At 55.2% G+C, this 14,100-nt stretch carries 10 protein-coding genes and 1 pseudogene; 7 read left to right on the forward strand and 4 right to left on the reverse strand.

The window, feature by feature from the left end; translation table 11 throughout:
• Positions 1-73 precede the first annotated feature (73 nt).
• Positions 74-1,314, reverse strand: a pseudogene (locus ABMV07_RS13350) (IS256 family transposase).
• A gap of 151 nt (positions 1,315-1,465) precedes the next feature.
• Between ABMV07_RS13350 and ABMV07_RS13355 the strand changes: the two are divergent.
• Together ABMV07_RS13355 and ABMV07_RS13360 are read left to right on the forward strand one after the other, a co-directional pair.
• Positions 1,466-2,317, forward strand: a complete 852-nt coding sequence (locus ABMV07_RS13355; RefSeq protein ID WP_327786815.1) for an alpha-amylase family glycosyl hydrolase — start codon at positions 1,466-1,468, stop codon at positions 2,315-2,317.
• Positions 2,318-2,397: 80 nt separating this feature from the next.
• Positions 2,398-2,574: a hypothetical protein gene (locus tag ABMV07_RS13360; protein WP_197690115.1), complete on the forward strand. Its 177-nt coding sequence runs from the start codon at positions 2,398-2,400 to the stop codon at positions 2,572-2,574.
• Between the two features lie 83 nt (positions 2,575-2,657).
• Here ABMV07_RS13360 and ABMV07_RS13365 read toward each other — a convergent pair whose 3' ends face one another.
• From ABMV07_RS13365 to ABMV07_RS13375, 3 genes are all read right to left on the reverse strand, one after another.
• Entirely contained in the window at positions 2,658-6,254 is a 3,597-nt protein-coding gene (locus tag ABMV07_RS13365) for a proline dehydrogenase family protein (RefSeq protein WP_088267443.1), read from the reverse strand.
• Between the two features lie 198 nt (positions 6,255-6,452).
• Positions 6,453-7,943, reverse strand: coding sequence for a sodium/proline symporter PutP (putP, locus tag ABMV07_RS13370; RefSeq protein WP_197690116.1), 1,491 nt, complete (start codon positions 7,941-7,943; stop codon positions 6,453-6,455).
• Positions 7,944-8,196: 253 nt separating this feature from the next.
• Entirely contained in the window at positions 8,197-9,123 is a 927-nt protein-coding gene (locus ABMV07_RS13375; RefSeq protein ID WP_327785901.1) for an ATP-binding protein, read from the reverse strand.
• A gap of 609 nt (positions 9,124-9,732) precedes the next feature.
• On the opposite strand from ABMV07_RS13375, the gene ABMV07_RS13380 reads away from it, so the two are divergent.
• The 5 genes from ABMV07_RS13380 to ABMV07_RS13400 are packed head-to-tail and all read left to right on the forward strand — an operon-like array spanning position 9,733 to position 14,024.
• A complete protein-coding gene (locus ABMV07_RS13380) occupies positions 9,733-10,842 on the forward strand; it encodes an ABC transporter substrate-binding protein (RefSeq protein ID WP_197690117.1) in 1,110 nt (369 codons plus the stop codon).
• 13 nt (positions 10,843-10,855) lie between these two features.
• Positions 10,856-11,971, forward strand: a complete 1,116-nt coding sequence (locus tag ABMV07_RS13385; RefSeq protein ID WP_234915051.1) for an iron ABC transporter permease — start codon at positions 10,856-10,858, stop codon at positions 11,969-11,971.
• Positions 11,964-12,755 (forward strand): ABC transporter ATP-binding protein, encoded by a 792-nt coding sequence (locus ABMV07_RS13390; RefSeq protein ID WP_133119739.1) that lies wholly within the window; start codon positions 11,964-11,966, stop codon positions 12,753-12,755. The genes ABMV07_RS13385 and ABMV07_RS13390 overlap by 8 nt, the downstream gene beginning before the upstream one ends.
• The gene (locus tag ABMV07_RS13395; RefSeq protein WP_197690119.1) at positions 12,715-13,359 is read left to right on the forward strand and encodes a hypothetical protein; all 645 of its coding nucleotides are present in this window, start codon (positions 12,715-12,717) and stop codon (positions 13,357-13,359) included. Before ABMV07_RS13390 ends, ABMV07_RS13395 begins: the two co-directional genes overlap by 41 nt.
• Positions 13,356-14,024, forward strand: a complete 669-nt coding sequence (locus ABMV07_RS13400; RefSeq protein WP_088267449.1) for a hypothetical protein — start codon at positions 13,356-13,358, stop codon at positions 14,022-14,024. The genes ABMV07_RS13395 and ABMV07_RS13400 overlap by 4 nt, the downstream gene beginning before the upstream one ends.
• Positions 14,025-14,100: the final 76 nt, after the last annotated feature.

A 14,100-nucleotide genomic window follows, 5' to 3' on the forward strand; every position in this document is an offset into this window, starting at 1 on the left:
TTCTGAATCGGTGGATCGGGGGACAGTGTCAGGGTCGGTGTCAGGGTCCGTCTCGGGGTTGATGTTGGTTCAATTAGGAGGCTGCCTCGATGGTGTCTGCGTCGTTGGCGCGGATGGTAGTGGTAGCTATCAGGCGTCGGGTGTGTTCCAAGCTTGCTAGTGACATATAGCGTTTCTGCTGAATCCAATCGTCATGCTGTTCCGCTAGTACGGCGCCGACGAGGCGGATGACTGCTGCGCGGTTGGGAAAGATTCCTACAACGTCGGTACGCCGCCTGATGTCACGGTTCAAACGCTCTGTTGGATTATTGGACCATACCTTCGTCCATACAGCTTTGGGCGTGGCTGTAAACGCGAGTATCTCATCTAATGATTCTTCCAGGTAGTCGGCTGCGTCGGGAAAACGCTCGGTGCAGAAATCTACGACCTAGCGGGCTTGGTCCCAGGTAGCTTGCGCGTCGGTTTGCTAGAAGATGGAGTGAAACATTCCCGATAGTGTTGTCCACTGGCGTTTTGATACTTTTGAGGACAGGTTCTTAGCAAAATGTGTCCGGCAACGTTGCCAGCTGGCTGTAGGTAGTACTTGACCAACAGCCAGCTTGGATTCCTAGGTGCGCATCGCTGGTGACGAGATAGACTTCGCCAAGACCACGGGCTTTGAGGTCTTGGAAGAATCCGGTCCATGATTCCACGGATTTTGATGTAGCAATCTGTATGCCCAGTAGTTCACGGTAGCCGTCTTTGTTAACGCCGGTAGCGATAAGCACACTGGTTTTAACGACTCGTCCGCCTTCGCGGACTTTCATTGTCAACGCGTCACAGGACAGGTAGAAATAAGGGCCGCTGTCTAAAGGGCGGGTGCGAAAGTCAGCGACCATCTCGTCGAGTTCTTTGGCCATGTCAGACACTTGTGTTTTCGACAGATTGTTAATGCCCAGCGTGGCCACCAAATCATTCATGCGTCTAGTGGAGACCCCTTTTGAGATAACACGTGGCTATCACGGTAGTCAGGGCTCTTTCGGTCTGGGTGCGTCTTTCTAAGAGCTAGTCGGGAAAGAATGCGCCGTGACGTAGTTTCGGGATAGCAACGTCAATGCTTCCTACCCTGGTGTCTAAGGGATGGTGGCCATTGCGGGTATTAGTCCGTTGGGGAGATACCGTGGTGTAATCAGTGCCGCAGACAGTGTCAGCCTGGGTCGAGAGGATCTGGTTGATGAAGTTTGTGAGCATCTGGCGCATCAAGTCTGGGGAGGCCTGGGTGAGTAATTCTTCCAGATACGCGGTCGGGTCGATATGATGAGGGTTAGTGGCCATCGCGGGTTTACTTCCTTTCGAGGATAGGTAAGAGTTGATTCGAAAGGTACCCGCGGTGGTCGCCTTATTGTGTACCGGCACGAGGCTTACAACGGGTTACAGATACACCACACTAGCGGACGTAACCGACCTAAACTGGGACAATCCGCGGGTGCGCGAAGAGTTTTGCAGTATCCTGCGGTTCTGGCTGGACCTAGGAGTGGACGGATTTCGCGTAGACGTGGCACACGGACTCGTAAAAGATCCTGATCTGCCAAACTACCAGTACCACTGGGACATGGTTTTAGGCGGCAACATGCTACCCGAAGATGTTCCCGAGCCTCCCCAGTGGAACCAGCCTGGCGTACATGACGTTTACCGCGAATGGCGGCAGGTGCTGGACGAGCACGAAGGTGACCGGGCGCTGGTGGCCGAAGCCTGGCTTAACAGACCCGAAGATGCGAAGCTCTACGTACGTGCGGACGAGATGAACCAGGCGTTCAACTTCGACTTTCTCACTTCACCTGTGGACGCCGAATCTTACCGCCGGGTGATCGCCCACTCTTTGCAAGAGATGGACACCGTGGGCGCACCAACCACTTGGGTGCTTTCAAACCACGACGTGGTGCGTGCCGCCTCCCGGTTTGGACTATCCAAGACCGGCAAGGGGCCAAACGGTATCCGCCCATTTGAGGAGCAGCCGGATGTCGAACTAGGCCGGCGCCGCGCCCTCGCCGCCCACGCCCTGCAAGCAGCGCTGCCCGGCTCCATGTACATCTACCAGGGCGAAGAGCTATCACTTCCCGAACACATGGCCGTGCCCGACGAGCTGCGCGAGGACCCCGCCTTCTACCGCACCCAGGGTCGCGAAGCCGGCCGTGACGGCTGCCGCGTGCCCATGCCGTGGGAAGCAAACGCCCCGGGCTTTGGCTTCTCTCCCAGCGGCTCCACATGGCTCCCCCAGCCAGCAAGTTGGGAAACACTTGCGTGGACGTACAGGAAGCCGAGGCGTCCTCGTCCCTGAATTTCTTTAAGAAAATGTATCGCCTGCGTAAAGATCTGGGACTTGGCCGGGCCGAACTCCTGGACGTACAGGAGGCCCACTTGCACTACGTGTCAAGGCTTCCTGACCGCGCCGACGTGCACATTGTTATGGCGTTTGATGAGGCCGTGACGTTACCTGCGGGCGCACATATTTTGCTGTCTACTGACGAGGTTGCTCCCGCGCAAGTTTCGAACGAGGAGACCGCACCCAACTCGACGGTTTGGTACACGCTATAAACGTCTGATTTGAGTCAAAGCAACAGTTTGAGCGGGCACCCCAAGAGGTGACCGCCCAAACTTCTAGCTAAACGGCTCGCCTGCTACACCAGCACCTGGGTTGAGAGCGGGGTCTTGTTGCCGAAGCGGTGGTTGGTGATCGAAACGGCCTGCTCGCGCACAAACGGCAGGATTTCAACGCGTCCGCACGTGGTGACAGGACCATCCCAGACAGCAACGTCAATCGAGCCAGCTACTGCGCGGCGTAGCTCGTCACCGTCCTCACCAATCATGCGGATGCGAATATCGAGGTTCTCGCCCGCTTCCACCTCAGCTTGAACACGCTCCGCGAACTGGCGCTTGTTCTCAACGAGGATGTCAACGCCAAGGTTGCCCAACATGATCGACGGATCGGTTGGGAGGAACGTTTCCGTTGACACCGTAAGGTCCATGCTCGTGTATGCACCGGCCGGAAGTTCGCGGATAAACGAGGTCTCGTCATCCGGATCCACCTTCACGATCTCCCCCAGGGCAATACCTGAAGAAACCGCGCGGAATACCTCGTAGAGAGAGGCGTCCTTGCCCACGCGGATCTGGGCGCCAACGGGCAGGTAGCGCAAAATGTTGCGTTCCACGCCAACCTTCGACGGGTCATGCAGACGTCCAAACTCGGTGTCGATCGCGTGCTGGTCAGACTCGACGGCAATCGCGAGGCGCGCGTAGTCCTCTTCTGACAGCAGACGCTTTGCAGATTCTAAGAGCTCACGCAGTTGCGGAGCCTTCACGTTGGCTTCGTGTTCAACAGCCGGCGGGTAGGCGGCGTCGCGCTCGCCCTCCGGGGCAGGCTCAACGGGTTTGATATCGCCAAATCCGTACAGGTAGTTCGGGCCTCCCGCCTTGGTGGTTTCACCCACCGCGGAGCGCTTCCAGCCACCAAACGGCTGACGCTGCACGATTGCGCCGGTAATACCACGGTTAACGTACACGTTGCCGGCTTCTACGTTGTTGAGCCAGTGGTTGATCTCATCGGGATCAAGCGAGTGCAGACCAGCGGTAAGGCCAAAGTCCACCATGTTCTGAGCTTCAATGGCCTCTTCAAGAGTATCGACCCGCATAACGCCAAGGATCGGGCCGAAGTATTCGACCATGTGATACTCAGACCCCGGCTCCACGCCCACGCGCACGCCGGGGCTCCACAGCCTGTTCGTGTCGTCAAGGCGACGCGGCTTAAGCACCCACTTTTGCCCTTCACCTAGGGAGGTAAGGCCGGCCAAGAGTTTCTCTCCCGGCTCGGAAGACAGCGGCCCCATTTCTGCCGAGAGGTCGTCTCCCCAACCTATGTGCAAAGACTTCGCGGCGTCAACCAGCTGGTTGCGCACGCGCTTAGAGAAGCCGGTTGATCCCACGAGAATCACATACGAGGCTGCCGAGCACTTCTGGCCTGCGTGACCGAAAGCGGAGTCGATAACGTCCTTCACGGCGAGGTCAAGGTCGGCTGACGGAGTGATCACGATAGCGTTCTTGCCCGAGGTTTCGGCCATGATGCGCAGGGTGGGATCCCAAGAGCGGAACATTTCTGCCGTTTCCACACCACCGGTCAGAACGACGCGGCCAACGCGCTTGTCGGTTACTAGCTCGCGGCCCAGCTGACGTTCGCCAACGGAGGCGAGAAAGCACGCGGTTTCAGGGATACCTGCAGCCCAGATGCATTCGGCCAACACCGCGCCGGTGCGACGAGCAATCGAGGCCGGCTTCAAAATGGCTGCGGATCCAGCCGCGAGCGCCGCGATCGTGCCGCCCGCTGGGATAGCGATTGGGAAGTTCCACGGCGGAGTTACCAGGGTGACATCTACCGGTTCAAACTCAGCACCCTGGAGATTCTCAAGGTCGAGTGCGCGTTCTGCGTAGTAGTGGGCGAAGTCGATGGCTTCAGAGACTTCAACGTCAGCCTGCTGAAGCGATTTGCCCAGTTCAGATGCGACAACCTCAATCAGTTCACCGCGACGCTTACCCAGTTCCACACCGACTTTATGGAGGAGGTCGGAGCGCTCCTTAGCGCTACGCGCCGCCCATTCAATGCCTCCTTCGACAGCTAGTTCAAGCATCTCGTCTAGCGCGTCTGCACTGTCAATTACTGCGGCTTCGATGGTGTCGTTACCCAGCTGGGAGTCCTTAATGCGGGATGCGATGTCTCGCGCCCACTGCAGGTTTTCAGGCAGTGAAGGGTCAGAGTCCGGCGTGTTCTTGAACGTCCAGCCTCCGGCGGGCGTGGTGACGGGCTTCGCAATGTCTTCAGCTGTTTCCGTGCCCCGATCCTGGTGGCGGTTCGCGCCTACGCGGCGGTCACCTTCACGCTCCATCTGCTCAACGGCGGCGAGGAAGCGCTTCTTCTCCTTGTCAAACGCACCGGGGTCAGTGCCGATGTCAAAAATGGAGGCCATGAAGTTCTCGTCCGCCGAGTTTTCCTCCAAGCGGCGCACCAAGTAAGAGATTGCCACGTCGTATTCGTCCGGGCTTACAACCGGAACGTACAGGAGGAGGTTGCCTACGTCCTCGCGAACGGCTGAAGCCTGCTGGGTGGCCATACCGGAGAGCATTTCGATTTCAATCTCGTCTTGCACGCCGCGCTCAAGAGCGAGCTCCCATGCGGCTGCGATGGTGAAGAGGTTGTGGCCGGCAACGCCAAGTTTCACGTTTTTTAGGCGCTCGGGGGTCATTGCCCAGTTGATGATGCGCAGGTAGTTTGCGTCGGTAGCCTGCTTGGATTCCCAGGTGGTTAGTTCCCATCCGCGCACAGCGGCGTCAACACGCTCCATAGCGAGGTTCGCGCCTTTCACTACGCGCACCTTGATGGGTGCTCCCCCATTTTCAACTCGCTTAGCTGCCCATTCTTGGAGGTCTTTCATGGCGTTTAGCGTGTCCGGCAGGTAGGCCTGCAGCACGATGCCTGCCGAGTAGTTCTTCATTTCCTGCTGGTCGAGAAGGCGCTTGAACACGTCAATGGTGAGGTGCAGGTCGCGGTACTCTTCCATGTCCAGGTTGATGAACTTGCGGGCGGGGTGTGCGGCCGCGTACTTGTACAACGGCAGCAGTTCAGTGAATGCGTGATCTACAACGTCGTCGTAACCCCACGGGTTGTGTGGGCCGGTTACGGCTGAAACTTTCAGTGAAACGTAGTCGATGTCGTCGCGTTCAAGCAGGCGCTTGGTGTCGGCTAGACGCTTCGCGGCTTCCTTGTCACCAAGAACGGCCTCGCCAAGAAGGTTTACATTGAGCGAGGCGCCGCCTGCTTTGAGGCGCTGGATGGCAGGGCCCAGCTTATCGTCAGTCACATCCACAACGAGGTCTCCCACCAACTGGCGGAATACGCGGCGTGCGGCCGGTACGGAAACCCCTGGAACAAACTTGCCGACGGTTCCACCAATGAGGACCGGAATACGTAGGTACCAAGGGAGAAAATCCGGGTTTTTCTTACCGGTTTCAGCTAGGTGGTCTGCCGCCACCTGCTGATCTTCGGGCCTCACAACGCCATCTACGAACGAGACGGTGTAGTCAAGGCCGCCCTCATCTTCGAGGACATCGGCAAGGAGCTTTGCAGCCGGATCAATGGGGTATTTCGTTGATTCGTCTGCCCACTTGCGCGCCCGAATTAGCGCCCGTTCTGCGATTTGGGAAAAGTCCGTTACTTCCGACGCAGTCATTTGATCTCCTTTGATTGACTTTACGCATGCGAGGCTATGAGAGGTTTTGCTCTAACTATATTGGGGAATTCTTCTGGTGCACAGGTAAAGCAATTAATAACTTTTGCGCTGATACTTTTATCGGTTTTAGCGTGCGATACATGGTACACGCGTGAGCGCAGCCCTTGCACTTTGCAGGAGCTGCGCTACTTGTGTGGGTTAGTCTGCCGAGACCCCCGCTAGGGCGTCGTCAAACTCCTTATCGATCTCTTCGTTTGGATTGTAAGTCATGTTAGAAACAATGACCGCGATCAGCAGGTTCAGGAGGAATCCAGGGAGAATTTCGTACAGGTCGAAAATGCCACCCGAGACATTGCCCCAGATACCGACCGTGACCGCTCCGACGATCATGCCGGCGATAGCTCCCTGATAGGTAAACTTGCGCCAGTAGAGCGAAAGCAGAACGGTGGGGCCAAACGAAGCTCCAAATCCGGCCCACGCGAATGCAACGAGGGCGAGGATGGTGTCCGAGCGCGGCCACGCGAGGGCTCCAGCCAGGATCGCGATGACTGCCACAACGACACGGCCCGCAAGCACACCATCATTGCCCGATAGGTCGCGCTTGGTGAACGCACGGTAGATGTCCTCAACAACTGCAGAAGATGTGACCAGCAGCTGCGAAGAAATGGTAGACATGATTGCCGCGAGGATAGCGGCAAGCATGAAGCCTGCAATAAGCGGGTGCATTAGGAGCTGGCCGAGCGAAATAAATACCGACTCGGGGTTAGCCAACTGGGCCTCGTCGTGCTTGTAAACAGCTACGCCAACGAGGGCGGTCATGCCGGAGCCAATAACTGCAAGTAACATCCAGCCGATGCCAATACGGCGAGCGGCAGCAGATTCTTTCGCGGAGCGAAGGGCCATGAAGCGCACGATGATGTGGGGCTGACCGAAGTATCCGAGCCCCCAAGCAAGTGCGGAGATAATGCCCATCGCGGCCACGCCCGCTGCTGCACCGCCGGAGAGGGAGAAGATGGCGGGATCAACCTCGTTGATGGCGGTAACCACGTTGGAGAAGCCACCTACGTGCACGATGCCAACGATTGGAACGAGGACGAGCGCGGTAACCATCATGAGGCCCTGCACCACGTCAGTCCACGACACGGCAAGGAAGCCACCGATTAGCGTGTAGAGCACAACGATTGCAGAAACAATCACGAGGCCGAGGTGGTAGTTCATTCCGAACGACGCTTCGAAGAAGGCGCCGCCGGCCACCATGCCGGACGAGACGTAGAAAGTGAAGAAGACGAAAATGATAATACCCGCAACGATGCGGATCAGGTGCGAGCGGTCGCGTAGACGCTGACCAAGGAATGAGGGAACGGTAATAGAATCGGACGCCACTTGCGAATAGGAGCGTAGGCGCGGCGCCACGAATTTCCAGTTAAGCCAGGCACCGATGGTTAGACCAACCGCGATCCAGCCTTCGATGAGACCGTTCAGGTAGATCGCTCCGGGAAGGCCCATGAGCAGCCAGCCGGACATGTCGGATGCACCGGCGGATAGGGCCGCGGCTGTTGGGCCGAGCTTGCGACCACCGAGCATGTAATCGTCAAAATCACTCGTTCGGTTGTAGGCAAGCAGGCCGATCATGATCATAGCTACGAGGTAGATGATCATGGCGATTGCCTGATATGTCGTCGTCGACATGCGGGTATCCTCCTTCTGGGCGGTTTTCAGTCTACCAAACCCTCAGCAGACCCCAGTGTCGTCGCACCAAATTAGTTGTTAGGTTTTGCATCTTAGCAAGGAAGATCCTTGCTAACAGTTAAGGCTCAAGGGCAGCCACTGATGCTACGTTAACTCCGTCTTCTCGCCGATATGACAATCCGCCACCCGTGATCACGAGGGGAACCGTGGGCAAATCTATAAGCTCACTGAACCGCAATAGGTTTTCAGCTGCCTAGTCTACGACTGCTGGATTGTGCCCGAGTTTCACTTCAATCACTAGGACGGTTCCGTCTATCTCAACGAGCGCGTCAACCTCCTGTTGATTCTGAAGCCGAGCATGATAGACGAACCCGCACGTCAAAGCTCGCAGCTCATGGATAACAGATGATTCAAAAAGCTGACCAGCGTAATTGAGATCGCCCAGCAGAGCTTCGGGTCCTTTGCCGAGTGCGGCCATTGCCAACGCCGGGTCCGTCAGGTGACGTTTAGGAGCTTGTCGAAGAGGCACACGCGAACGCAACTTTTGCGTCCAGGCAGGTTGATCTTCACTAACGAAGATTCGAGCAAGAGAGTCCAGATAGTCGGATACAGTTTCCCGCGTCACTCCCGCATCGCTTGCAATTGTGGTGACGCTCATTTCTGTTCCCACTCCCCTAGCCAAGGAACGGAGCACGGCCATTACCCGCACAGAGTCCCGGCGCACACCATTGGGGGTATTAATATCTACCTCGGCGATAGTGCGCAGGTAATCTTTGTTGTTCTCTTGCGCTTGTTCGAGATCAAGGCCAAGATTTCCTGGCCAGCCTCCCCGGCAAATACGTTCGAATAAGTCATGAACTGTCCAATCTTCGCCGGCGCTGGCAATAGATTCACCTTTAGCTAGCCCAGATATAGACACGCCTCCACATGCCTCTCCCGACTCAAACATGGTCATGGTGCGCATCGTTAACCGCGCAAACCTGCCCGCGCCAGAGTGCCTAGCTACCGACTCACTCGGTGCCGTTGAACCGGTGAAGATGAACTGCCCTTTGGCGCGGCGCTGATCCACTATCCGACGGGCCGCGTCCCAAAGCACCGGATGTATCTGCCATTCATCAACGAGGCGGGGTACAGCCCCTTCAAGTACGAGAGCAGGATCTAAACCGACCGCGATCGCCACATTTGGATCGGTATCAACTTGAACTTCGCTCTTGGAAGCCTAACGGGAGGTTTCGGTTTTCCACACCCTTTGGGCCCCTCGACGAGTACCGCGCCCGCACGTTGAAGTGCCTCCACGAGGTACTTATCAGCCACTCTAGGAATGTAATCAGCCACGCCAAACACCTATCCGCCATATTCAAGCGTTTTCATCCGACACTTTCAAGCTATTTTAACCGATACGTTAATGCATTCCTAGCCTACAGTTTCACGTCTTTTTAACCGATGCTTTCACACATTTCTAGTCGCCAGTTTCGCGCTGCTCTAGCCGGCACTTTCAATTTTCATCTCTTAAACATGCATCGCTATTTGACGAAACCTCCGCTTTCGCGGAGGTTTCATTTCTAAGCAGCTTCAAACTAGTTGCGCTCCCTCAGCCAATGATTTCAACTTCGCCCACGCTAGGAAAGAGTGAGTACGCCCGCCAAAACCGCGGCTACAAACCCGTTTAACGCCAATCTCTTGCTGCCTTGCAACGAAGACCCCGCACACTTAACTAAGGTTAGGCTTACCTAATCGAATATGGTACTTTAAGCAACGCCCACGTTTCATAATTGCAAAGGAGTTTTCCGTGAAGTCACAGAAAATATTTGCAGGCATTGCAGCGGCAGCAGTTGCAATCTCATTACTAACTGCTTGCAGCACCGATGAAAACGTGCCCTACTTCGAGGACAACAAGCCCAGTGAAGGCCACGCGATCACAATCCATGACCAGCGCGGCCAAGAAGTGAAGCTAGACAAGCCCGCTGAGAAAGTGGCGGTTACCGTCATGCCTGCCCCCGCCATCATGGCTGCCGTAGACGGCTCATGGGAACGTATTGTGGGTATGAATAAATCCTCAATAAAAGCAGCTGACGAAGGCATCACGGGAAAGATTTTCACCACAGCATCCCAAACCGTACCCATTGCCGGTGATGATTTCGTACCCAACATGGAAGCAATCATCGGCCTCAACCCAGACGTGGTTATCCAATGGGGAAATAAGACAGACGACATCGTAACCCCGATTGAATCCGCTGGAATCCCAGTTGTTGGCCTGAAATACGGCACGCAAGGAGACCTCGAAAAATGGATTTCAATGTTCGGACAGGTACTTGGCAAAGAAGACCGCGCACAAGACATCATCAATACGATGCATTCCGAAGCCGCCCAGCTTCAAAAACAAACCCAAGCGCTTCCTAACTCACCGCGAGTATTGCAAATGTCCTACAACCCCTCAAAGCTTGGTGTAGTTACGGGCAAAAACTACTCGCAACACGTTTTTGACTTGATTAACGCTACAAACGTAGCCAAAGACGCTGTAGTTGACGACTCGGGTGTAAGCCCAGAACAGATCATCGCATGGGATCCAGAAGTAATATTCCTATCCGCATTCGACACATCCACCCCCGAAGACCTGTACAACGATGCTCGCTTCGCTGACATTTCAGCCGTTAAAAACAAGCGCGTATACCGCGCCCCACTAGGCGTTTACCGCTGGCAAGTTCCATGCGCAGAATCCCCCTTGTTCTGGAACTGGACCGCTGCCCTCGTACACCCGGAACTGGACATTGATCTGCCCCAAAAAATGCGCGAACAAATCAAATTCATGTACAACTACGACCTCACGCAAGAAGACATAGACCTCACCTTGCGCACCGACATTAACAACGGGTCCGCCAACTATGACCGCGTTCAGTAATAGCAAGCCGCACTTGAAGCAAATTTGTGAAGCGAATAATTCTACCAGCATTGAAAGTTCCCCAACCAAGAGCTTCAATCCTGCTCAAGTGCGGCTCCGCCACGCAATCATTATTGCCATCCTGTTCGCTTCACTACTGGCGCTAATGTTCATAGCCATTGGCCTGGGCCAGCTCAACATATCGCCGGTGCGCGTCGCCCAAATACTCTGGAACGACCTTCTCAACATGCTCCACCTGAGGGAAAACTCCGCTGTGGCTTGGAGCGAAGGAGAACGCTCCGCAGTTTCCCTAGTTCGCGCGCCCCGAATTATTCTCGCAATTATCGTAGGCGGAGCACTAGCAATATCAGGCGCAACCCTACAAGCACTATTTCGCAACCCGCTAGTATCGCCAGACGTGATTGGCGTATCCTCGGCATCTGCTTTTGGCGGAGTGCTAATGATCATGCTTCAGCTTGGTTCGATCGCGATAGTAACGGGCGCGTTCACTACAGGCCTGCTAGCAGCGCTCATAGTTATGGCTATTGGACGAATACGCACCAGTTTCCCCGTGTTAACCATCGTGTTGGGCGGCATCGTCGTGTCAGCATTTTTCAACGCACTCGTCTCACTCGTGACCTATCTAGCTAATCCCTACACCACGCTACCTTCCATCACATTCTGGCTGATGGGATCATTTGCGGCAGCCACGTGGGACAAGGTAGTAATGATCATGTTACCCGTACTGATCGGATCCCTCGTAGTGATTGCCCTGCGCTGGCACATCAACATTCTTTCCCTGGGAGACGACGAAGCTATCTCACTAGGCGTAAACCCCAAACGGTTGCGTTTCGTACTGATCATCGCCGTATCACTATTAACATCTTCAACGGTAGCGGCAGCCGGAATCATCGGCTGGGTAGGACTCGTAGTACCTCACCTCATCAGGCTTATCGTGGGACACGATAACCGAATCGTCATCCCTACCGCATTCCTGCTGGGCGGCATCTATACCCTCGTGATCGACACTCTGGCTCGAACAATATCCACAGTTGAAATACCTGTCGGCATCCTAACCGCGATGATTGGCGCACCCGTGTTCATCACGGTACTTATCCGCAAAGCTCGGTCGGGTGGTTCTTTTGCTTAAAGCAACAAATATTGGATTTCATTACCGCAGCGCAGACTGGTTGTTCCGCAACATTAACGTTGAACTACCTGCCGGAAAATGCATGGCAGTGCTCGGCCCAAATGCTCGCGGAAAAACAACGCTGCTAACGTGTTTAGCACGCATCCGCGAACCACTCGAAGGAAGCGTGGAACACGATGGCCAGATCGGCTACGTTCCCCAAAACACGCAAACATCCTTCCAATTCACAGCTTTCGACATGGTTCTCATGGGCACAGCACGCCACCGCTCACCATGGCAAATGCCAAGCACACAAGATGAAGAACAAGCACTCAAAGCACTAAAGCGCGTCGGAATAGAACATCTAGCCCAACGCCTCTTCTCCGCTATGTCAGGTGGGCAACGTCAGCTGGTGTTGATAGCTCGAGCTTTGGCATCAGATCCCGCCACGCTGATTCTGGACGAACCCACATCAGCGCTGGACTTACACAACCAAGCTCGGACCTTGTCAATAATGCACCAACTGTGCAACGAAGGTATTGGGGTCATCTTCACTACTCACGATCCAACCCATGCCCTCAACATTGCAGACCACACGTTGATGATGAGTAGCGACATCAGCTGTAGCGAATCAAGGGCCCAACTGAACGAACACAAACTATCGGGCTTATACAAACTACCTGTGCGGACCCCTCACGTCGATTTCATTTCTGGAAAACGCCAAGTGGTAGTACCCGATCTTCTAAGTCTCAAAGGAGGCAACAATGGCCACAGTACTGAAACTAGTGATGGGCAAACCCGCTGAAAACGCCAAGGACTCCTGCTGCACGGATTCCCCCGTACACACAATCGATATCTACGATCTACCAAACGTGGATTTATCCAAATATAGAGGCCTGATTTGCACCATGGGATGCGACCAAGTGTTCCTGTACAAACACCGCGATCGCATTACCCAGTGGGTGCGCGCAGGAGGGACGCTACTGGCCTCCGGACATCCGATGCTGCCATTCGTAGACGGCCTTCCTGCAACGCGAAAAATGCAGTTCCACGGCCTCGAGGACGTGTGGCTCACCGCCCGCGAACCCCATCCCGTCTGGGAAGGAATCGACAGAACCGACGTGTTGTTCAACACTGGCGTGCCCGGCACTCGCACTCTCGATGAGCTCAAAAAGATTGGGGTAGCAGGTTTCTATGCCCGCAACTACCTCGCCCAGCTACCCGCAGGCGCAACGGTAATCACCGGCCTAGGACCAACCGGGCTGCCAGTGGACATCTCGTACCGTTTGGGTAAAGGAGAAGTGATCGTCCATTCCGGTAATGACCTGCTGAGCTTCGACCGTCCCGGCACCAGCACCGAAGGTTGGAAAGCGACAATCATTAGCTACTTAGAAGGGAATATCCGATGAGAAGTATTGCCCTTATCCACAGCGGATCGTTCTTCCACCTAGCAGATCTTCGCGACCCTGCCGTAAAGGCCTACGACGTGCGCGAAATTTACGCTCCAGAAATGGACGAACACAGTTTGGACAACTGCGATGCTCTGTTCATTGCTGCACGTCAACACCCGCAAATCATGCAACAAATCGCGCCGCACGTACTAAATTTCATGGGCCGTGCAGGAGTGAAAACTTTTGTCGACGGAGAAAACCAAGTTGGCACGTGGCTACCCGGCGTAAAAGAAACACGTCGGGGCACAAACTTCTGGGCCTGGCGCACCGGAGAAGACCTTGGACGGCGCTCCATCAACCCAGCCCACCCCATGTGGAACTACCTGTCAGACGAAGCCGTCCACTGGCACTACCACGCTGTACTTAACCCACCAGAAGGTGCCACTGCCCTCGTACACCTAGAGGTACTAGACAACCATAGGGACGAAGATCATCTGGATCCGTGGGGCGAACACTACCTTGCGATTGCGGGAGAACAAAACGTGCTGCTATACCACGACGAGGTTTCATTCCCCTCCGAAATAGTGGTATCCACTATGGACGCAACCTACCACCACGGAGCAGGATTCATGCCCGGAGCAACCCAGCTGTTCTACCGAATGCTTCGCTGGCTTAGCGCTTAACCAATAAACCTAGAACAACCGGCTAACAAAATAGTGGGCTACCGACCAAAAGCCATGGTTGGTAGCCCACTTGTGT

It is taken from the genome of Corynebacterium belfantii, from assembly GCF_041898185.1.
Classification (GTDB): domain Bacteria; phylum Actinomycetota; class Actinomycetes; order Mycobacteriales; family Mycobacteriaceae; genus Corynebacterium; species Corynebacterium belfantii.